This is a genomic window from Endozoicomonas sp. ALE010 (assembly GCF_049310165.1).
Lineage (GTDB): Bacteria > Pseudomonadota > Gammaproteobacteria > Pseudomonadales > Endozoicomonadaceae > Endozoicomonas.
The window spans coordinates 1-23,121 of record NZ_JBLYNV010000001.1; the positions used below are offsets into that span (position 1 = coordinate 1).

Genomic DNA, 23,121 nt, shown 5'->3' on the forward strand with positions numbered 1-23,121 from the left:
GGAATAAACTGGTCTTTCTGTGCGTTCACTTGGGGCAACAGCACGGCCACGGCCTCGTTAAGACCTGGTGTCCGCTCCAGCCCTTTGTCCATCAGTTTCGCCATGGCCCACAGCAGGTTGGCGATTTCCTGTGGTTTAAAGTTAGCTTTCTGTGCGTTCACGTGGTGCAACAGCGCGGCCACCGGCTCGTTGAGGCCTGGTGTCCGCTCCAGCCCGTTGTCCACCAGTTTCGCCATGGCCCACAGCAGGTTGGCGATTCCCTGAGTAATAAATTGGTCATTCTGTACGTTCACGTGTGGCAACAGCGCGGCCACGGCCCCGTTGAGTTCTGGTGTCTGCTTCTGCCCGTTGTCCACCAGTTTCGCCATGGCCCACAGCAGGTTAGTGATTTCCTGAGCACCAATATCACTGGCTTCAGGTTTTTGGTTGCAGTTAAATATTATTGCATCAAGTAGTGTTGACAATAAGGCAGTTTGAGTAAGCTTAACATGCTCATCAAAGGGTTTATGAGGGGTAAAAACACCCGCTGAAGTAAATGAGTGAAGTGTTGTCGTCAGGCTTCGCCAATTCCAGCTCCGTGTTGCGGTAAAATTTTGCAGCAAACGCATCAGCTGGCTTTGTTCTGTTCGATTTAACGGTCTTTTAGCAGCTGACGTGTATTTTTTAATTGAACTGGCATATTGCCCGTGATTTCTCCCATCATAGCGATGACCGAAACGATCCGATCTTCTCACCAGATCTTCCACTATTTCTTGTTTAATGAGGGCATTAAAATCTTGAGCACAGTTTACTGAACGGTGAATTAAATATTGAGAAGGGCGTGTGCCAGAAGAATGGTGAAATTCATTACACCCTTGGGTAGAGCGGGGGTGACTATCCCGCTGTCTGACTGTGGCATGTCTATATCGACCACGCCCTGAAGAAGGGGTATGGCTATTCGGTTGGTTGTAACCGTTACCTGATGTTGTGTATTGACCAATGATACCAGCAGAACTTCTATCCATAGTTATATTTCATTAATTCATGAAAATATAAAAAGCAGACTGCTGTTCTGCTCAGAAGTTCATTTTGCAAAAAAGTTTACTTGAGTCATGATGGGAGGAAGGCGATTACTGGCTATTTGTTTTCTTCTCTTCTTCTTTTTTGCTGGGTTGGTTTGCTCTGCTAAATGTTCTTCACCAGCCACGTATGCAGCATCTGCCCACCCTCTATTAAATGATACAGAGCCATGCTCCTGTGGGGGGATGCCTATCCTGGTCTTTATTTGATCAATATAGGGTTTCATTAAATCCTGATTCCAAAGCATGTTGGCCGGGATTTCAATGACCTCAAATCCTGATTTTTTCAGCAGTGCGATTTTCAGTAGAGTCGAACCATTCCTGGTGTTGAAATCACCATTCACGTAATGAGAGGGGCCCTGAACTTCAATCACCATGTTGTGATCTGGCAGAAGCAGGTCAACCGGAGGTAATGAGTTCAGGCTCTTTTCTTCTTCGATCCGCAAAGATGGAATGCATGATTGGAGTTGATCGCGGAAGTCGGCCTGGTTTTTTGAAATGGCTTTGTGGTAATGGCGGACCACCGGACACGCTCTACCAAGCCAACTTGCGGCCATGATCATGATGGATCGATCCTCTTTATTATCTGGCGAGGTATTTTCCAGGCGAGTCAACAGGTCATCCATGTGCTTTTCAAGCACGTTATTGTTATTGGCATTGGAGACCAGAGACAACCTGGCACAGTATACCATGACTCCCCAGAGAGACATCGCTATCTCTTCCTGAGAAAACTGCAGGTTCTTACGGATTCGATAGACAAGCGATTCGAACACAGAGGTAGCCACGTTCAGTTCAACGAGTTCACCCAGTTTGGCCGTGGCCCACAGCAGGTTGGCAATACTCTGGGCATTAAATTGGTCTTTCTGTGCGTTCACGAGGGGCAACAGCGCGACTACAGCTTCGTTGAGCCCTGGTGTTGGCTCCTGCCCGTTGTCCACCAGTTTCGCCATGGCCCAAAGCAGGTTGGCAATAGCCAGGGTATTAAACTGGTGTTTCTGTCCGTTCACGCAGGTCAACAGCGCAGTCATCGCTTGGTTGAGCTCCGGTGTCTGCTCGTACCTGTTGTCCACCAGCTTTGCCATGGCCCACAGCAGGTTGGTGATATGCTGGGGAATAAATTGGTCTTTTAGTGCATTTACGTGGGGCAACAGCGCAGCCACAGCATCTTTGAGCTCTGGTGTTTTCTTCAGCCCTTTGTCCACCAGTTTCGCCATGGCCCACAGCAGGTTGGCGATATGCTGAGGAATAAACTGGTCTTTCTGTGCGTTCACCTGGGGCAACAGCACGGCCACGGCCTCGTTAAGACCTGGTGTCTGCTCCAGCCCTTTGTCCACCAGTTTCGCCATGGCCCACAGCAGGTTGGCAATACCCTGTGGTTGAAAGTGAGCTTTCTGTGCATTCACGTGGGACAACAACGCGGCCAGGGCCCTTTTGAGCTCTGGTGTTGGCTTCTGCCCGTTGTCCACCAGTTTCGCCATGGTCCACAGCAGGTTGGCAATAGCCAGGGCATCAAACTGGTCTTTCTGTGCGTTCACGCGGGGTAACAGCGCGGCTACGGTCTCTTTGAGTTCTGGTGTACGCTCCTGCCCGTTGTCCACCAGTTTCGCCATGGCCCACAGCAGGTTGGCGATTTGCTGAGGAATAAATTGGTTTTGCTGTGCGTTCACTTGGGGCAACAGCGCGGCCACTGCCGCTTTGAGCCCTGGTGTCTGCTCCTGCCCGTTGTCCACCAGTTTCGCCATGGCCCACAGCAGGTTGGCGATCTGCTGAGGAATAAATTGGTTTTGCTGTGTGTTCACATGGGGCAACAGCGCGGCCAATGCCGCTTCGAGCCCTGGTGTCGGCTCCTGCCCGTTGTCCACCAGTTTCGCTATGGCCCACAGCAGGTTGGCGATATGCTGAGGAATAAATTGGTTTTGCTGTGCGTTCACATGGGGCAACAGCGAAGCCACGGCCTCGTTGAGCTCTGGCGTCCGCTCCTGCCCATTGTCCACCAGTTTCGCTATGGCCCACAGCAGGTTGGCGATTCCCTGAGGGATAAATTGTTTTTTCTGTGCGTTCACATGGGGCAACAACACGACCACGGCCTCTTTGAGCTCTGGTGTCCGCTCCTGCCCGCTGTCCACCAGTTTCGCCATGGCCCACAGCAGGTTGGCGACACCCTGGGCATCAATATCCCTGGGTGGAGGTTTTTGATTGCAGTTAAATATTATTGAATCAAATAGCGTTGACAATAAGTTAGCCTGAGTAAGTTTAACTCGCGCATCGATGGGTTTATGAAGAGTAAAAACACCCGCTGAAGTCAATGAATGAAGTGTTGTCGTCAGGCTTCGCCAATTCCAGCTCCGTGTTGCTGCGAAATTTTGCAGCAAACGCATCAGCTGGCTTAGTTCTGCTCGATTTAACGGCCTTTTAGCTGCTGACGTGTATTTTTTAAGTGAACTGGCATATAGACCGTGATCTCTCCCATCATAGCGATGACCGAAACGTTCCGATTTCCTCACTAGACCAGCCATTATTTCTGGTTTGATGAGGGCATTAAAATCTTGAGCAGAGTTGACTGAACGGTGCATTAAATATTGAGAAGGGCGTGTGCCAGAAGAAGGGTGAAATTTATTACAGCCCGGGGTAGATTGGGGGTGAGTATCCTGCTGTCTGACTGTGGCATGTCTATATCGCCCACGCCTTGCAGAAGGGGCATGGCCACTCGGTTGGTTGTAACCGTTATCTGATCTTGCGTATTGACCACTGATACCAGCAGAACTTCTATCCATAATTATATTTCATTAATTCATGAAAATATAAAAAGCAGACTGCTGTTCTGCTCAGAAGTTCATTTTGCAAAAAAGTTTACTTGAGTCATGATGGGAGGAAGGCGATTATTGGCTGCTTGTTCTCTTCCTCTTTGCCGGGTTGGTTTGCTCTGCTAAATGTTCTTCACCAGTCACGTATGCAGTACCTGCCCACCTTCTTTTAAATGATACAGAGTCATGACCGTGTGGCGGGATGCCTGTCCTGCTCTTTATTTGATCAATATAGGGTTTAAATCGTTGTTCAAAAGCTGGTTAGCTGGGATTTCTATAACCTCAAATCCTGCTTTTTGCAACAGTGCGATTTTAAGCAGAGTCGAACCATTCCTGGTATTGAAATTACCACCCACGTAATGAGAGGGGCCTTGAACTTCAATCACCATGTTGTGATCTGGCAGTAGCAGGTCAACCGGAGGTAATGAGTTCAGACTCTTTTCCTCTTCGATCTTCAAAAATGGAATAGATGATTTGAGTTGATCGCGGAAGTCGACCTGGGTTTTTGAAATGTTTGTCTGGTAATGGCCGGCGACCGGACAGGTTCTACCAAGCCAACTTGCGGCCATGATCATGATGGATTGATCCTCTTCATTATCTGGCGAGGTATTTTCCAGTCGAGTCAACAGGTCATCTATGTGCTTTTCAAACACATTATTTTCATCAGTATTGGAGTCCAGAGCCAACCTGGCACAGCATACCATTAATCCCCAGAGAGACATCGATATTTCTTTCTGAGAAAACTGAAGCTTCTCACTGATTCGATAGACGAGCGATTCGAACGTAGAGGTAGCCACGTTCAGCTCAACGAGTTCACCCAGTTTGGCCGTGGCCCAGAGCAGGTTGGCAATACCCTGGGCATTAAATTGGTCTTTCTGTGCGTTCACGAGGGGCAACAGCGCGACCACAGCCTCGTTGAGCCCTTGTGTCTGCTCCTGCCCGTTGTCCACCAGTTTCGCCATGGCCCACAGCAGGTTGACGATTTCCTGTGGTTTAAAGTTAACTTTTTGTACGATCACGCAGGTCAACAGCGCAGCCACCGCTTCGTTGAACTCCGGTGTCTGCTCGTACCTGTTGTCCACCAGTTTTGCCATTGCCCACAGCAGGTTGGCGATATGCTGGGGAATAAATTGGTCTTTCTGTGCGTTCACGTGGGGCAACAGCGCGGGCACGGCATCTTTGAGCTCCGGCGTTCGCTCCAGCCCGCTGTCCACCAGTTTCGCCATGGCCCACAGCAGGATGGTGAATTCCTGAGGTTTAAAGTGAGCTTTCTTTGCGTTCACGTGGGGCAACAGCGCGGCCAAGGCCCTTTTGAGCTCTGGTGTCGGCTCCTGCCCGCTGTTCACCAGTTTCGCCATGGCCCACAGCAGGTTGGCGATTTCCTGTGGTCTAAAGTGAGCTTTCTGTGCATTAACGTGGGGCAACAATGCGGCCACGGCCCCGTTGAGTTCTGGTGTCCGCTCCTGCCCTTTGTCCACCAGTTTTGCCATGGCCCACAGCAGGTTGGCAATATGCTGAGGAATAAATTGGTCTTTTTGTGCATTAACGTGGGGCAACAACGCCGCCACGGCTTCTTTGACCCCTGGTGTCCGCTCCTGCCCATTGTCCACCAGTTTTGCCATAGCCCACAGCAGGTTGGCGATATGCTGAGGAATAAATTGGTCTTTTTGTGCATTAACGTGGGGCAACAACGCCGCCACGGCCTCTTTGAGTTCTGGTGTCTGCTCCAGGCCGTTGTCCATCAGTTTTGCCATGGCCCACAGCAGGTTGGCGATATGCTGGGGAATAAATTGGTCTTTCTGTGCATTCACGTGGGGCAACAGCGCGGCCACAGCATCTTTGAGCTCTGGTGTCCGCTCCAGCCCGTTGTCCATCAGCTTCGCCATGGCCCACAGCAGGTTGGGGATGCCCTGGGCATTAAATTGGTCTTTCTGTGCGTTCACGTGGGGCAACAGCGCGGCCACAGCCTCTTTGAGCCCTGGTGTTCGCTCCAGCCCGTTGTCCAAAAGCTTCGCCATGGCCCACAGCAGGTTGGCGATGCCCTGGGCATTAAATTGGTCTTTCTGTGCGTTTATGTGGGGCAACAGCGCGGCCACGGCCTCGTTGAGCTCTGGTGTCCGCTCCTGCCCATTGTCCACCAGTTTCGCCATGGCCCACAGCAGGTTGGCGATGCCCTGGGCATTAAATTGGTCTTTCTGTGCGTTCACGTGGGACAACAGCCCGGCCAAGGCCTCTTTGAGCCCTGGTACCCGCTCCAGCCCATTGTCCACCAGTTTCGTCATGGCCCACAGCAGGTTGGCGCTGCCCTGGGCATTAAATTGGTCTTTCTGTGCATTCACGTGGGGCAACAGCGCGGCCACAGCTTCGTTGAGCCCTGGTGTCCGCTCCAGCCCGTTGTCCACCAGTTTCGCCATGGCCCACAGCAGGTTGGCGATACCCCGGGCATCAATGTCCCTGGCTTCAGGTGTTTGGTTGCAGTTAAATATTATTGCATCAAGTAGCGTTGACAATAAGTAAGCTTGAGTAAGCTTAACACGCTCATCCATGGGTTTATGAATGGCAAAAATACCCGCTGAAGTAAATGAGTGCAGTGTTGTCGTCAGGCTTCGCCAATTCCAGCTCCGTGTTGCGGTAAAATTTTGCAGAAAACGTATCAGCTGGCTTTGTTCTGTTCGATTTAGCGGTCTTTTAGCAGTTGTCGTGTATTTTTTAATTGAACTTGCATATTGCCCGTGATTTCTCCCATCATAGCGATGGCCGAAACGATCCGATTTACTCACCAGACCATCCATTATTTCTGGTTTGATGAGGGTATTAAAATCTTGAGCAGAGTTTACTGAACGGTGCATTAAATATTGAGAAGGGCGTGTGCCAGAAGAATGATGAAATTCGTTACATCTCGGGGTAGAGCGGGGGTGACTATCCCGCTGTCTGACTGTAGCATGTCTATATCGCCCACGCCTTGAAGAGGGGGCATGGCCATTCGGTTGGTTGTAACCGTTATCTGATCTTGGGTATTGACCACTGATACCAGCATAGCTTCTATCCATAATTATATTTCATTAATTCATGAAAATATAAAAAGCAGACTGCTGTTCTGTTCAGAAGTTCATTTTGCGGAAAAGTTTACTTGAGTCATGATGGGAGGAAGGAGATTATTGGCTGCTTGTTCTCTTCCTCTTTGCCGGGTTGGTTTGCTCTGCGAAATGTTCTTCACCAGTCACGTATGCAGCACCTGTCCACGCTCTTTTATGTGATACAAAGCCATGCTCCTGTGGCGGGATGCCTATCCTGGTCTTTATTTGATCAATGTATGGTTTCATTAAATCCTGACTCGAGAGCATGTTAACCGGAATTTCAATGACCTCAAATCCTGCTTTTTGCAACAGTGCGATTTTAAGCAGAGTCGAACCATTCCTGGTTTTGAAATCACCACCCACATAATGAGAGGGACCCTGAACTTCAATCACCATGTTGTGATCTGGCAGTAGCAGGTCAACCGGAGGTAATGAGTTCAGACTCTTTTCCTCTTCGATCTTCAAAGATGGAATAGAGGATTGGAGTTGATCGCGGAAGCCGACCTGGGTTTTTGAAATGTTTGTCTGGTAATGGCAGACGACCGGACAGGCTCTGCCAAGCCAACTTGAAGCCATGGTAATGATGGATTGTTCCTCATCATTGTCTGGCGAGGTATTTTCCAGGCGAGTGAACAGGTCATCCATGTGCTTTTCAAACACGTTACTTTTATTGGTATTGGAATCTAGAGACAACCTGGCACAGCATACCATGACTCCCCAGAGAGACATCAATATCTCTTGCTGAGAAAACTGAAGGTTCTCACTGATTCTAAAGAAAAGTGATTCAAACGAAGAGGTAGCCAGGTTCAGCTCAACGAGCTCACCCAGTTTCGCCACTGCCCACAGCAGGATCGCAATACCCCGGGCACTAAATTGGTCTTTCTGTGCGTTCACGTGGGGCAACAGTGCGGCCACGGCCTTTTTGAGCCTTGGTGTGTGCTTCTTCCCGTTGTCTACCATTTTCGCCATGGCCCACAGCAGGTTGGTGATAGCCTGAGGAATAAATTGGTCTTTCTGTACGTTTACGTGGGGCAACAACACGGCCACAGCCTGTTTGAGCTCTGCTGTCCGCTCCTGCCCGCTGTCCACCAGTTTCGCCATGGCCCACAGCAGGTTGGCGATTTCCTGGGCATTAAATTGGTCTTTGTGTGCGTTTACGTGTGGCAACAGTGCGGCCACGGCCTCGTTGAACCCGGGTGTTCGTTCCTGCCCGTTGTCCACCAGTTTCGCCATGGCCCACAGCAGGTTGGCGATTTCCTGGGCATTAAATTGGTTTTTCTGTGCGTTCACGCGAAGCAACAGCGCGGCCACGGCCTCTTTGCACTCTGGTGTCTGTTCCTGGCCGCTATCCACCAATTTTGCCAGGGCCCACAGCAGGTTGGCGATTTGCTGAGGAATAAACTGGTCTTTCTGTGCGTCCACGAGCGGTAACAGCGCGACCACGGCCCCATTCAGCTCTGGTGTCCGGTACTGTCTGTTGTCCACCAGTTTCGCCATGGTCCACAGCAGGCTGGCGATATGCTGAGGAATAAATTGGCCTTTCTGTGCGTTCACGTGGGGTAGCAGCGCGGCCACGGCCTCCATGAACGCAGGTGTCTGCTCCATCCCGTTGTACAAAAGTTTCGCCATGGCCCACAGCAGGTTGGCGATTCCCTGTGGTGTAAAGTCAGCTTTCTGTACTTTCACGAGGGGCAACAGTGCGGCCATGGCCTTGTTGAAATCTGGTGTCTGCTCCTGGCTGTTGTCCACCAGTTTCGCCATGGCCCAGAGCAAGTTGGCGACTCCCCGCGGAACAAATTGGTCTTTCTGTCTGTGCACGCAGGGCAACAGCGCGGCTATGGCCTCTTTCAGACGGGGTGTCCGTTCCTGCCCGTTGTCCACCAGTTTCCCCAAGGCCCACAGAAGGTTGGTGCTTTCCTGTGGATTGAAGTTAGCTTTCTGTTCGCTCACGTTGGGCAACAGAGCGGCCACAGCTTCTTTGAGTCCTGGTGTTTGCTCCAGCCCGCTGTCCACTAGTTTTGCCATGGCCGACAGCAGGTTGGCGATTTCCTGTCGTTTAAAGTTGGCTTTCTGTGCATTTACGTGGGGCAACAGCGCGACCACGGCCTCTTTGAACTCTGGAGTCAGCCCCTGCTCGTTGTCCACCAGTTTTGCCATGGCCCACAGCAGGTTGGCGATATGCTGAGGAATAAATTGGTTTTTCTGTACGTTCACGTGGGGCAACAGGGCGGCCACGGCCTCGTTGAGCCCTGGTGTCCGCTCCTGGCCGTTGTCCACCAGTTTCGCCATGGCCCATAGCAAGTTGGCGATACCCTGGGCATTAAATTGGTCTTCCCGTGTGTTCACGTGGGGCAACAGCGCGGCTACGGCCTCTTTGAGCCTCGGAGTGTGCTTCAGCCCGTTGTCTGCCATTTTCGCCATGGCCCACAGCAGGTTGGCGATACCCTGAGGAATAAATTGGTCTTTCTGTGCGTTTACGTAGGGCAACATTGCGGCCACGGCCTCGTTGAGCCCTGGTGTTAGTTCCTGCACGTTGTCCACCAGTTTCGCCATGGACCACAGCAGGTTGACAATATGCTGAGGAATAAAGTGGTCTTTCTGTGCGTTTACGCAGGGCAACATTGCGGCCACGGCCTCGTTGAGCCCTGGTGTTAGTTCCTGCCCATTGTCCACCAGTTTCGCCATGGCCCACAGCAGGTTAGCGATTTCCTGAGCACCAATATCACTGGCTTCAGGTTTTTGCTTGCACTTGAATATTATTGCATCAAGTAGCGTCGACAATAAGGCTGCTTGAGTGAGCTGAACACGTTCATCCATGGGTTTATGTGGGGTAAAAACACCCGCTGAAGTAAATGAGTGCAGTGTTGTCGTCAGGCTTCGCCAATTCCAGCTCCGGGTTGCTGTGAAATTTTGCAGCAAACGCATCAGCTGGCTTTGTTCCGCTCGATTTAAAGGCCTTTTAGACGCTGACGTGTATTTTTTAATTGAACTGGCATACAGGCCGTGATCTCTCCCATCATAGCGATGACCGAAACGATCCGATTTCCTCACCAGACCAGCCATTATTTCTGGTTTGATGAGGGCATGAAAATTTTGAGCAGGGTTTACTGAACGGCGCAGTAGATATTGAGAAGGGCCTGCGGCAGAAGAATGGTTAAATTTATTACGCCCCGGGGTTGTGCGAGGGGTATTATCCCACTGTCTGACTGTGGCTTGTTTATATCGCCCACGCCTGGAAGCGGCATGGTCATTCGGTTGGTTGTCATTATTACCTGATCTTGCGTATTGACCACTGATACCGGCAGAACTTCTATCCATAATTATATTTCATCAATTCATGAAAATATAAAAAACTGACTGCTGTTCTGTTCAGAAGTTCATTTTGCTGGAATGTGAACACGGTTCTGGAGCCATGATGAAAGGGAAGCGGTTATTGCCTTTTTATTCTTTTCCTTTTTCCGTTTTTTGGTTTGTCTGTTTGCTTTTCTGAATTATCTTCGGCGGTTAAGTAAGAGTGATCCAGGGATTGCCTCCCTTTATTGGCGGTAACGTTTGTCTCATCTGCCCATCCGGTGTTAAGTGATACACAGCCATGACCCTGTGGCTGGATTTCCACTCTGGTCTTTATTTGATTAATGTAAAGTTTCATTGAATCCTGGCTCCTGAGCTGGTTAACCGGGATTTCAATGACCTCAAATCCTGATTTTTGCATCAGTGCAATTTTAAGCAGAGTCGAACCATTCCTGATTTTAAAATCATTACTTACGTAATGAGACGGTCCCTGAATTTCAATAGCCATGTTGTGATCTGGCAGTAGCAGGTCAACGGGTGGCAATGAGTTCAGACACTTTTCTTCTTCAATCTTCAAAGAGGGCATGCATGATTGGAGTTGATCGCGGAAGTCGGCTTGATGTTTTGAAATGGTTGTCTGGTAATGGGGGATGATCGGACACGCTATCCCAAGCCAACTGGCGGCCATGGCAATGATGCGTTGATCCTTTTCATTGTCCGGGGATGTATTTTCCAGGCGAGTAAACAGGTCAACCATGTGCTTTTCAAGCATGTTATTTTTATGAGCATTGGAGTCTAGAGACAACCTGGCACAGCATACCATTACGCCCCAGAGAGACATAAAAATATCTTGCTGAGAGAACTTAAGGTTGTCACTGAATCGGCAGACAAGCGATTCGAACGTAGAGGTAACCACGTGTAACTCAACGAGTTCACCCAGTTTTGCCATGGCCCACAGCAGGTTGGCGATATGCTGAGGAGTAAATTGGTGTTTCTGTGGGGTCACGTGGGGCAACAGTGCGAACACAGCTTCTTTAAGCTCTGGCACCCACTCTCCGTTGTCCACCAGTTTTGCCATGGCCCAAAGCAGGTTGGCGACATTCTGGGTATTAAATTGGTTTTTCTGTGCGTTCACGTAGTGCAAAAGCACGGCGACTGCCTCTTTGAGCTCTGGTGTCCACTCCTGCCCGTTGTCCACCAGTTTTGCCATGGCCCAAAGCAGGTTGGCAATATGCTGAGGAATAAATTGGTCTTTCTGTTCGTTCACGTGGGATAACAGTTCGGCCACGGTCTCTATGAGCCCTTGTGTTCGCTCCAGTCCGTTGTCCACCAGTTTCGCCATGGCCCACAGCAGGTTGACATTGCCCTGAGCTTTAAATTGGTCCTTCTGTGCGTTGACGTGGGGCAACAGCACGGCCACAGTCTCTTTGAACTCTGGTGTCAGCTCCTGCCCGTAGTCCACCAGTTTCGCCATGGCCCACAGCAGGTTGGCGATTTCCTGTGGTTTAAAGTTAGCTTTCTGTGCATTCACGCGGGGTAACAGCGCAGCCACGGCCCCGTGGAGCTCGGGTGTCCGCTCCTGCCCGTTGTCCACCAGTTTCGCCATGGCCCATAGCAGGTTGGCGATTTCCTGTGGTTTTAAGTGAGTTTTCTGTGCGTTCACGTGGGGCAACAGCGCGGCCAAGGCCTCTTTGAGCCGTGGTGTTTGCTCCTGCCCGTTGTCCACCAGTTTCGCCATGGCCCACAGCAGATTGGTGATTTCCTGGGGGTTAAAGTGAGCTTTCTTTGCATTCACGTGGGGCAACAGCGTGGTCACGGCCTCTTTGAACTCTGGTGTCTGCTCCTGCCCGCTATCGACCAGTTTTGCCATGGCCCACAGCAGATTGGTGATTTCCTGGGGGTTAAAGTGAGCTTTCTGTGCGTTCACGTGGGGCAATAGTGCGGCCAAGGCCTCTGTAAGCTCTGATGTCTGCTGCCCGCTGTCGACCAGTTTTGCCATGGCCCACAGCAGATTGGCGATTTCCTGGGGTTTAAAGTGAGCTTTCTGTACGTTCACGTGGGGCAATAGTGCGGCCAAGGCCTCTGTAAGCTCTGATGTCTGCTGCCCGCTGCCGACCAGTTTTGCCATGGCCCACAGCAGGTTGGCGATTTCTTGGGGTTTAAAGTTAGCTTTCTGTGCGTTCACGTGGGGCAACAATGCGGCCACGGCCTCTTTGAGTCCCGGTGTCCGTTCCTGCCCTTTGTCCACCAGTTTCGCCATGGTCCACAGCAGGTTGACAATCCCCTGGGCAGTAAATTGGTTTTTCTGTGCGTTCACCAGGGGCAACAGCGAGGCGACTGTCTCTTTGAACTCTGGTGTCTGCTCCTGCCCGTTGTCCACCAGTTTCGCCATGGCCCACAGCAGGTTGGCGATATGCTGCGGAATAAATTGGTCTTTCTGTGCGTTTACGTGGGGAAACAGCTCGGCCATGGCCTCTTTGAGTTCTGGTGTCTGCTCCTGCCCGTTGTCTACCAGTTTCGCCATGGCCCACAGCAGGTTGGCAATTCCCCGGGCATCAATATCCCTGGCTGGAGGTTTTTGGTTGCACTTGAATATTATTGCATCAAGAAGTGTTGACAATAAGATAGCCTGAGTAAGTTTAACTCGCTCATCCATGGGTTTATGAAGGGTAAAAACACCCGCTGAAGTAAATGAGTTAAGTGTTGTCGTCAGGCTTTGCCAATTCCAACTCCGTGTTACGGTAAAATTTTGCAGCAAGCGTACCAGCTGGCTTTGTTCCGCTCGATTTAACGGTCTTTTAGCAGTTGTCGTGTATTTTTTAATTGAACTGGCATATTGCCCGTGATTTCTCCCATCATAGCGATGACCGAAACGACCCGATTTACTCACCAGATCATCCATTATTTCTGGTTTGATGAGGGCATTAAAATCTTGAGTCGGGTTGACAGAACGGCGCACTAGATATTGAGAAGAGCATGGGCCTGAAGAATGGTGAAATTCATTACATCCCGGGGTAGAGCGCGGGGGACTATCCCGCTGTCTGACTGTGGCATGTCTATATCGCCCACGCCTTGAAGAAGGGGCATGGCCATTCGGTTGGTTGTAACCGTTATCTGATCTTGGGTATTGACCACTGATACCAGCAGAACTTCTATCCATAATTATATTTCATTAATTCATGAAAATATAAAAAGCAGACCGCTGTTCTGCTCAGAAGTTCATTGTGCGGAAAAGTTTCCTTGAGTCATGATGGGAAGAAGGCGATTACTGACTGTTTGTTTTCTTCTTCTCTTCTTCTTTTTTGCTGGGTTGGTTTGCTCTTCTAAATGTTCTTCTGCAGTCACGTATGCAGCATCTGCCCACCCTCTATTAAATGATATAGAGCCATGCTCCTGTGGGGGGATGCCTATCCTGGTCTTTATTTGATCAATGTATGGTTTTATTAAATCCTGATTCCAAAGCATGTTAACCGGGATCTCTATGACCTCAAATCCTGATTTTTGCAGCAGTGCGATTTTAAGCAGAGTCGAACCATTCCTGGTTTTGAAATCACGACCCAGGTAATGAGACGGTCCCTGAACTTCAATCACAATGTTGTGATCGGGCAGAAGCAGGTCAACCGGAGGTAATGAGTTCAGACTCTTTTCTTCTTCAATCCTCAAAGATGGAATGCATGATTGGAGTTGATAGCGGAAGTCGGCCTGGGTTTTTGAAGAAATTGCTTTCTGGTAATGGCGGACGACCGGACAAGATCTGCCAAGCCAACTTGCGGCCATGATCATGATGGATTGATCCTCTTCATTATCTGGCGAGGTATTTTCCAGGCGAGTCAACAGGTCATCCATGTGCTTTTCAAGCACGTTATTTTTATTGGCGTTGGAGTCTAGAGCCAACCTGGCACAGCATACCATGACTCCCCAGAGAGACATCGATATCTCTTCATGAGAAAACTGCAGGTTCTTACTGATTCGATAGACAAGCGATTCGAACGCAGAGATAGCCACGGTCAGCTCAACGAGTTCACCCAGTTTGGCCGTGGCCCACAGCAGGTTGGCAATACTCTGGGCATTAAACTGGTCCTGTGCGTTCACCCGGTGCAACAGCGCGACCACAGCCTCGTTAAGCCCTGGTGTTGCCTCCTGCCCGTTGTCCACCAGTTTCGCCATGGCCCAAAGCAGGTTGGCAATAGCCAGGGCATTAAACTGGTCTTTTTGTCCGTTCACGCAGGTCAACAGCGTAGCCAACGCTTCGTTGAGCTCCGGTGTCTGCTCGTACCTGTTGTCCACCAGTTTTGCCATGGCCCACAGCAGGTTGGTGATATGCTGGGGATTAAATTGGTCTTTCTGTGCATTTACGTGGGGCAACAGCGCAGCCACAGCATCTTTGAGCTCTGGTGTTTTCTCCAGCCCTTTGTCCACCAATTTCGCCATGGCCCACAGCAGGTTGGCGATATGCTGAGGAATAAACTGGTCTTTCTGTGCGTTCACTTGGGGCAACAGCACGGCCACGGCCTCGTTAAGACCTGGTGTCCGCTCCAGCCCTTTGTCCACCAGTTTCGCCATGGCCCACAGCAGGTTAGCGATACCCTGTGGTTTAAAGTGAGCTTTCTGTGCCTTCACGTAGGACAACAGCGCGGCCAAGGCCCTTTTGAGCTCTGGTGTTGGCTCCTGCCCGTTGTCCACCAGTTTCGCCATGGCCCACAGCAGGTTGGCAATAGCCAGGGCATTAAACTGGTTTTTCTGTGCGTTCACGCGGGGTAACAGCGCGGCTACGGTCTCTTTGAGTTCTGGTGTCCGCTCCTGGACGTTGTCCATCAGTTTCACCATGGCCCACAGCAGGTTGGCAATACCCTGTGGTTTAAAGTGAGCTTTCTGTGCGTTCACGTGGGACAACAACGCGGCCAAGGCCCTTTTTAGCTCTGGTGTCGGCTCCTGCCCGTTGTCCACCAGTTTCGCCATGGCCCACAGCAGGTTGGCGATATGCTGAGGAATAAATTGGTCTTTGTATGCGTTCACGTGGGGCAGCAGCGCGGCCACAGCCTCTTTGAGCTCTGGTGTCGGCTCCTGCCCGTTGTCCACCAGTTTCGCCATGGCCCACAGCAGGTTGGCGATACCCTGTGGTTTAAAGTGAGCTTTCTGTGCGTTTACGTGGGACAACAGGGCGGCCACGGCCTCGTTGAGCTCTGGTGTCCGCTCTTGTCCAATGTCCACCAGTTTCGCTATGGCCCATAGCAGGCTGGCGATTTCCTGTGGTTTAAAGCAAGCTTTCTGTGTGTTTACGTGTGGCAACAGCGCAGCCACAGCCTCTTTGAGTTCTGGTGTCTGCTCCTGACCGTTGTCCACCAGTTTTGCCACGGCCCACAGCAGGTTGGCGATAGCCTGAGGAATAAATTGGTCTTTCTGGGCGTTCACGTGGGGCAACAGGGCGGCCACGGCCTCGTTGAGTTCTGGTGCCTGCTCCTGGCCGTTGTCCACCAGTTTCGCTATGGCCCACAGCAGGTTGGCGATACCCTGTGGTTTAAAGTTAGCTTTTTGTACGTTCACGTGGGGCAGCAGCACGGCTACGGCCTCGTTGAGCTCTGGTGTCCGCTTCTGCCCGTTGTCCGACAGTTTCGCGATGGCCCACAGCATGTTGGCAATATTCTGGGTATTAAATTGGTTTTTCTGTGCGTTCACATGGGGCAACAGCGAAGCCACGGCCTCGTTCAGCTCTGGCGTCCGCTCCTGCCCGTTGTCCACCAGTTTCGCCATGGCCCACAGCAGGTTGGCGATTCCCTGGGCATTAAACTGGTCTTGCTGTGCGGCCACTTGGGGCAACAGCGCGGCCACGGTCTCGTTGAATTCTGGTGTCTGCTCCTGCCCGTTGTTCACCAGTTTCGCCATGGCCCACAGCAGGCTGGCGATTCCCAGGGCATCAATATCCCTGGATTCAGGTTTTTGGTTGCAGTTAAATATGATTGAATCAAATAGCGTTGACAATAAGTTAGCCTGAGTAAGTTTAACTCGCTCATCCATGGGTTTATGAAGTGTAAAAACACCCGCTGAAGTAAATGAGTGCAGTGTTGTCGTCAGGCTTCGCCAATTCCAGCTCCGTGCTGCAGTAAAATTTTGCAGCAAACGCATCAGCTGGCTTTGTTCTGTTCGATTTAACGGTCTTTTATACGCTGACGTGTATTTTTTAATTGAACTGGCATATAGGCTGTGATTTCTCCCATCATAGCGATGACCGAAACGATCCGATTTACTCAACAGATCATCCATTATTTCCTGTTTGATGAGGGCATTAAAATCTTGAGCAGGGCTTACTGAACGGCACTGTAGATGTTGAGAAGAGCGTGTGCCAGAAGAATGGTAAAATTCATTGCGACCCGGTGCCGTGCGTGGGGAATTATCGCATGGTCTGACTGTGGCATGTCTATATCGCCCACGCCCTGAAGAAGGGGCATGGTTATTCGGTTGATTGTAATTATTACCTGATCTTGTGTATTTACCACTGATACCAGCTGATCTTCTATCCATAATTATATTTCATTAATTCATGAGAATATAAAAAGCAGACTGCGGTTCTGTTCAGAAGTTCATTTTGCTGTACGGTTTATAAACGCAAGTGGTTGGAGAAGAATAACTACTCTGGATTGTGACAACGGTTCCTGAGTCATGATGGCAGGGAGACGATTACTGGCTGTTTGTTCTCTTCTTTATTTGATCAATAAATGGTTTCATTAAATCCTGGTTCCAAAGCCTGTTAACCGGGATTTCAATGACCTCAAATCCTGATTTCTGCAGCAGTGCAATTTTAAGCAGCGTCGAACCCTTCCTGGTTTTGAAATCACCATTCACGTAATGAGACGATCCCTGAACTTCAATCACCATGTTGTGATCTGGCAGTAACAGGTCAACCGGAGGTAATGAGTTCAGACTCTTTTCTTCTTCAATCTTCAAAGAGGGCATGCATGATTGGAGTTGATTGCGGAAGTCGGCCTGATGTTTTGAAATGGTTGTCTGGTAATGGGGGTTGAACGGACACGCTCTGCCAAGCCAACTGGCGGCCATGGCAATGGTGGTTTGATCCTCTTCATTATCCGGTGATGTATTTTCCAGGCGAGTCAGCAGGTCATCCATGTGCTTTTCAAGTACGTTATTTTTATTGGCATTGGAGTCTAGAGACAACCTGGCACAGCATACCAATACGCCCCAGAGAGACATCGATATATCTTGCCTGGAGAGCTGAGGGTTTTCACTGATTCGGTAGACAAGCGATTCGAACGTAGAGGTAACCACATTCAGCTCAACGAGTTCACCCAGTTTCGCTATGGCCCACAGCAGGCTGGCGATACCCTGTGGTGTAAAGTTAGCTTTCCGTGCGCTCACGTGGGTTAACAGCGCAGCCACGGCCGCTTTGAACTCTGGTGTCCACTCCTGCCCGTTATCCACCAGTTTCGCCATGGCCCACAGCAGGTTGGCAATGCCATGGGCATTAAGCTGGTATTTCTGTACGTTCACGAGGGGCAACAGTGCGGCCACGGCCTGGTTGAGTTCTGGTGTCGACTCCTGCCCGTTGTTCACCAGTTTCGCCATGGCCCACAGCAGGTTGGCGATACCTTGTGGTTTAAAGGTTGCTCTCTGTGCATTCACGTGGGGCAACAGTGCGGCCACGGCCTCGTTGAGCTCTGGTGTTGACTCCAGCCCGTTGTCCACCAGTTTCGCTATGGCCCAAAGCAGGTTGGCGATATCCCGGGCATTAAATTGGTCTTTCTGTGCGTTCAAGTGGTGCAAAAGTGCAGCCACGGCCTCTTTGAACTCTGGTGTCGGATCCTGCCCGTTGTCCACCAGTTTTGCCATGGCCCACAGCAGGTTGGCGATACTTTGTGGTTTAAAGGTAGCTCTCCGTGCGTTCACGAGGGGCAACAGAGCGGCTAAGGCCTCTTTCAGCCCTGGTGTACGCTCCAGCCCGTTGTCCACCAGTTTCGCCATTGCCCACAGCAGGTTGGTAATGGCCTGGGCCTTAAATTGGTCTTTCTGTGCGCTCACGTGCAGCAACAACGCGGCCATGGCCTCGTTGAGCTCTGGTGTTCGCTTTTGCCCGTTGTCCACCAGTTTCGCCATGGCCCACAGCAGGTTGGTGATTTCCTGTGGTTTAAAGTTAGCTTTCTCTGGGTTCACTTGTGGCAACAGCACGGCCACGGCCTCGTTGAGCTGCGGTGTCCGCTCCAGCCCGTTGTCCACCAGTTTTGCTATGGCCCATAGCAGGTTGGCGATACCCTGTGGTGTAAAGTTAGCTTTCTGAGCATTCACTTGGGGCAACAGCGCGGCCACGGCCTTTTTGAGCCCTGGTGTCCGCTCCTGCCCGTTGTCAACCAGTTTCGCCATGGCCCACAGCAGGTTGGCTATACCCTGGACATTAAATTGGCCTTTCTGTGCGTCGACCTGGGGCAACAGCACGATCAGGGCCTCGTTGAGTCCTGTTGTTCGCTCCAGCCCGTTTTCCACCAGTTTCGCCATGGCCCACAGCAGGTTGGCGATATGCTGAGGAATAAATTGGTCTTTCTGTGCGTTCACGAGGGGAAACAAGGTGGCCATGGCCTCTTTAAACTCGGGTGTCTGCTTCTGCCCGTTGTCCACCAATTTCGCCAGGGCCCACAGCAGGTTGGCGATACCACGGGCATCAATATCCCGGCCTTCAGGCTTTTGGTTGCAGTTAAATATTATTGCATCAAGTAGCGTTGACAATAAGTGAGCTTGAGTAAGCTTCACATTCTCATCCATGGGTTTATGAAAGGCAAAAACACCCGCTGAAGTAAATGAATGAAGTGTTGTCGTCAGGCTTCGCCAGTTCCAGCTCCGTGTTGGGGTAAAGTTTTGCAGCATACGTATCAGCTGGCTTTGTTCCGCCCGGTTTAACGGTCTTTTAGCAACTGACGTGTATTTTCTAATTGAAAGGGCATATTGACTGTGATTTTTTCCATTATAGCGATGACCGAAACGATCCGATTTACTCACCAGATCATCCATTATTTCCTGTTTGATGAGGGCATTAAAATCTTGAGCAGGGGTTACTGAACGGCGCAGTGGGTGTTGAGAAGAGCGTGTGCCAGAAGAATGGTAAAATTCATTACGCCCCGGGGCATTGCGGGGATTATCCCACTGTCTGACTGTGGCATATCTATATCGCCCACGCCTTGCAGAAGGGGCATGGTCATTCGGTTGGTTGTAATCATTACCTGATCTTGTGTATTGACCACTGATACCAGCAGAACTTCTATCCATAATTATATTTCATTAATGCATGAAAATATAAAAAGCAGACTGCTGTTCTGCTCAGAAGTTCATTTTGCGGAAAAGTTTACTTGAGTCATGATGGGAGGCAGGCGATTACTGACTGTTTGTTTTCTTCTTCTCTTCTTCTTCTTTGCTGGATTGGTTTGCTCTTCTAAATGTTCTTCGCCAGTCACGTATGCAGCATCTGCCCACCCTCTATTAAATGATACAGAGCCATGCTCCTGTGGGGGGGTGCCTATCATGGTCTTTATTTGATCAATATAGGGTTTCATTAAATCGTTGTTCAAAAGCCGGTTAGCCGGGATTTCAATGACCTCAAATCCTGTTTTTTGCAGTAGTGCGGTTTTGAGCAGAGTCGAACCATTCCTGGTATTGAAATCACCACTCACGTAATGAGAGGGGCCCTGAACTTCAATCACAATGTTGTGATCTGGCAGAAGCAGGTCAACCGGAGGTAATGAGTTCAGACTCTTTTCTTCTTCAATCCTCAAAGATGGAATAGATGATTGGAGTTGATTGCGGAAGTCGGATTGACGTTTTGAAACGATTGTCTGGTAAGGGGGGGCGACCGGACACGCTCTGCCAAGCCAACTTGCGGCCATGATCATGATGGATCGATCATCTTCATTATCTGGCGATGTATTTTCCAGGCGAGTCAACAGGTCACCCATGTGCTTTTCAAGCAAGTTATTTTTATAGGTATTGGAGTATAGAGCCAACCTGGCACAGCATACCATGACTCCCCAGAGAGACATCGATATCCCTTCCTGAGAAAACTGAAGGTTCTCACTGATTCGATAGACGAGCGATTCGAATGCAGAGGTAGCCACGTTCAGCTCAACGAGTTCACCCAGTTTGGCCGTGGCCCATAGCAGGTTAGCGATTTCCTGTGGTTTAAAGTTAGCTTTTTGTGCGTTCACGAGGGGCAACAGCGCGACCACAGCCTCGTTGAGCCCTGGTGTCTGCTCCTGACCGTTATCCACCAGTTTCGCCATGGCCCAAATCAGGTTAGCGATTTCCTGTGATTTGAAGTTAGCTTTTTGTGCGTTCACGAGAGGCAGCAGCGCGACCACAGCCTCGTTGAGCTCTGGTGTCCGCTCCTGCCCGTTGTCCACCAGTTTCGCCATGGCCCACAGCAGGTTGGTGATTGCCTGTGGTGTAAAGTTAGCTTTTTGTGCGTTCACGAGAGGCAGCAGCGCGACCACAGCCTCGATGAGCTCTGGTGTCCGCTCCTGCGCGTTGTCCACCAGTTTCGCCATGGCCCACAGCAGGTTGGTGATTGCCTGTGGTGTAAAGTTAGCTTTCTGTGCGTTCATGTGGGGCAACAGCGCGGCCGTGGCCTCCACAAGCCCTGGTATCTTCTCCTGCGCGTTGTCCACCAGTTTCGCCATGGCCCACAGCAGGTTGGCAATGCCCTGGGTATTAAAGTGGTCTTTCTTTGCGTTCACGAGGGGCAACAGGGTAGCCACGGCCTCGTTGAGTTCTGGTGCCTGCTCCTGCCCGCTGTCCACCAGTTTCGCCATGGCCCACAGCAGGTTGGCAATGCCCTGGGTATTAAAGTGGTCTTTCCGTGCGTTCACGTGGGGCAACAGCGCGGCCACGGCCTCGTTGAGCTCTGGTGTCTGCTCATGCCCGTTGTCCACCAGTTTCGCCATGGCCCACAGCAGGTTGGTGATTTCCTGAGGTTTAAAGTGAGCTTTCTGTGCGTTCACGTGGCGCAACAGCGCGGTCACTGCTTCTTTGAGCTCTGGTGTTCGCTCCTGCCCTTTGTCTACCAGTTTCGCCATGGCCCACAGCAGGTTGGCGATATGCTGAGGAATAAATTGGTCTTTGTATGCGTTCACGTGGGGCAACAGCACGGCCACGGTCTCGTTAAGTTCTGGTGTCTGCTCCAGCCCGTTGTCCACCAGTTTCGCCATGGCCCACAGCAGGTTGGCGATACCCTGTGATTTAAAGTTAGCTTTCTGAGCGTTCACGTGGGGCAACAGCACGGCCACGGTCTCGTTAAGTTCTGGTGTCTGCTCCAGCCCGTTGTCCACCAGTTTCGCCATGGCCCACAGCAGGTTGACGATACCCTGTGGTTTAAAGTTAACTTTTTGTACGTTCACGAGGAGCAATAGGGCGGCCATGGCCTCGTCGAGCTCTGGTGTCTGCTCCTGCCCGTTCTCCATCAGTTTCGCCATGGCCCACAGCAGGTTGGCGATTTCCTGTGGTTTAAAGTTAGCTTTCTCTGGGTTCACTTGTGGCAACAGCACGGCCACGGCCTCGTTAAGATCTGTTGTCTGCTCCTGTCCGATGTCCACCAGTTTCGCCATGGCCCATAGCAGGTTGGCGATTTCCTGTGGTTTAAAGCAAGCTTTTTGTGTGTTTACGTGGGGCAACAGCGCAGCCACAGCCTCTTTGAGTTCTGGTGTCTGCTCCTGACCGTTGTCCACCAGTTTTGCCATGGCCCACAGCAGGTTGGCGATAGCCTGAGGAATAAATTGGTCTTTCTGTGCGTTCACGTGGGGCAACAGGGCGGCCACGGCCTTGTTGAGCCCTGGTGTCCGTTCCTGGCCGTTGTCCACCAGTTTCGCTATGGCCCACAGCAGGTTGGCGATTCCCTGTGGTCTAAAGTTAGTTTTCTGTGCGTTTACGTGGGGCAACAGCTCGGCCACGGCCTCTTTGAGTCCTGGTGTCTGCTCCTGCCCGTTGTCTACCAGTTTCGCCATGGCCCACAACAGGTTGGCTATACCCTGGGCATTAAATTGGTCTTTCTGTGCGTTCACGTAGGGCAACAGCGCGGCCACGGCCTCTTTGAGTCCTGGTGTCTGCTCCTGCCGGTTGTCCACCAGTTTCGCCATGGCCCACAACAGGTTGGTGATACCCTGGGCCTTAAATTGGTCTTTCTGTGCGTTCATGTGGGGTAACAGCGCGGCCACGGCCTCTTTGAGCTCTGCTGTCCGCTCCTGCCCGTTGTCCATCAGTTTCGCCATGGCCCACAACAGGTTGGCGACACCCTGGGCATCAATATCCCTGGCTTCAGGTTTTTGGTTGCACTTAAATATTATTGCATCAAGCAGTGTTGACAATAAGGCAGCTTGAGTGAGTTTAACATGCTCATTCATGGGTTGATGAGGGGTAAAAACACCTGCTGAAGTGAATGAATGAAATATTGTCGTCAGGCTTCGCCAACTCCAGCTCCGTGTTGCAGTAAAATTTTGCAGCAAACGCATCAGCTGGCTTTGTTCTGTTCGGTTTAACGGTCTTTTAGCAGCTGACGTGTATTTTTTAATTGAGCTGGCATATTGACTGTGATTTCTCCCATCATAGCGATGACCGAAACGATCCCATTTACTCACCAGACCATCCATTATTTCTGGTTTGATGAGGGCATTAAAATCTTGAGCAGAGTTTACTGAACGGTGCCTTAAATATTGAGAAGGGCGTGTGCCAGAAGAATGGTGAAATTCATTACATCCCGGGATAGAGCGGGGGTGACTATCACGCTTTCTGACTGTGGCATGTCTGTATTGCCCACGCCTTGAAGAAGCGACATGGCCATTCGGTTGGTTGTAACCGTTATCAGATCTTGTGTATTGATCACTGATACCAGCAGAACTTCTATCCATA

General features: G+C 50.8%; 8 protein-coding genes. All 8 read right to left on the minus strand.

Translation table 11 applies throughout. The features are described from left to right. Nucleotides 1–1,004, minus strand: a 1,004-nt coding sequence (locus ACO6UY_RS00005; protein WP_422464139.1) for a hypothetical protein, incomplete at its 3' end; no start/stop codon positions are given. A gap of 59 nt (nucleotides 1,005–1,063) precedes the next feature. Further along, entirely contained in the window at nucleotides 1,064–3,832 is a 2,769-nt protein-coding gene (locus ACO6UY_RS00010) for an RAP domain-containing protein (protein WP_422488739.1), read from the minus strand. Between the two features lie 248 nt (nucleotides 3,833–4,080). After that, nucleotides 4,081–6,912: a DUF1601 domain-containing protein gene (locus ACO6UY_RS00015; protein WP_422488741.1), complete on the minus strand. Its 2,832-nt coding sequence runs from the start codon at nucleotides 6,910–6,912 to the stop codon at nucleotides 4,081–4,083. A gap of 105 nt (nucleotides 6,913–7,017) precedes the next feature. Then, the gene (locus ACO6UY_RS00020) at nucleotides 7,018–10,257 is read right to left on the minus strand and encodes a DUF1601 domain-containing protein (protein WP_422463606.1); all 3,240 of its coding nucleotides are present in this window, start codon (nucleotides 10,255–10,257) and stop codon (nucleotides 7,018–7,020) included. A gap of 112 nt (nucleotides 10,258–10,369) precedes the next feature. Beyond that, a complete protein-coding gene (locus ACO6UY_RS00025; protein WP_422488743.1) occupies nucleotides 10,370–13,390 on the minus strand; it encodes a DUF1601 domain-containing protein in 3,021 nt (1,006 codons plus the stop codon). Nucleotides 13,391–13,449: 59 nt separating this feature from the next. Then, a complete protein-coding gene (locus ACO6UY_RS00030; protein WP_422488745.1) occupies nucleotides 13,450–16,749 on the minus strand; it encodes a DUF1601 domain-containing protein in 3,300 nt (1,099 codons plus the stop codon). Nucleotides 16,750–16,905: 156 nt separating this feature from the next. Next, nucleotides 16,906–19,497, minus strand: a complete 2,592-nt coding sequence (locus ACO6UY_RS00035; RefSeq protein WP_422459250.1) for a DUF1601 domain-containing protein — start codon at nucleotides 19,495–19,497, stop codon at nucleotides 16,906–16,908. 59 nt (nucleotides 19,498–19,556) lie between these two features. Further along, a complete protein-coding gene (locus ACO6UY_RS00040) occupies nucleotides 19,557–23,120 on the minus strand; it encodes a DUF1601 domain-containing protein (protein ID WP_422488747.1) in 3,564 nt (1,187 codons plus the stop codon). Nucleotide 23,121: the final 1 nt, after the last annotated feature.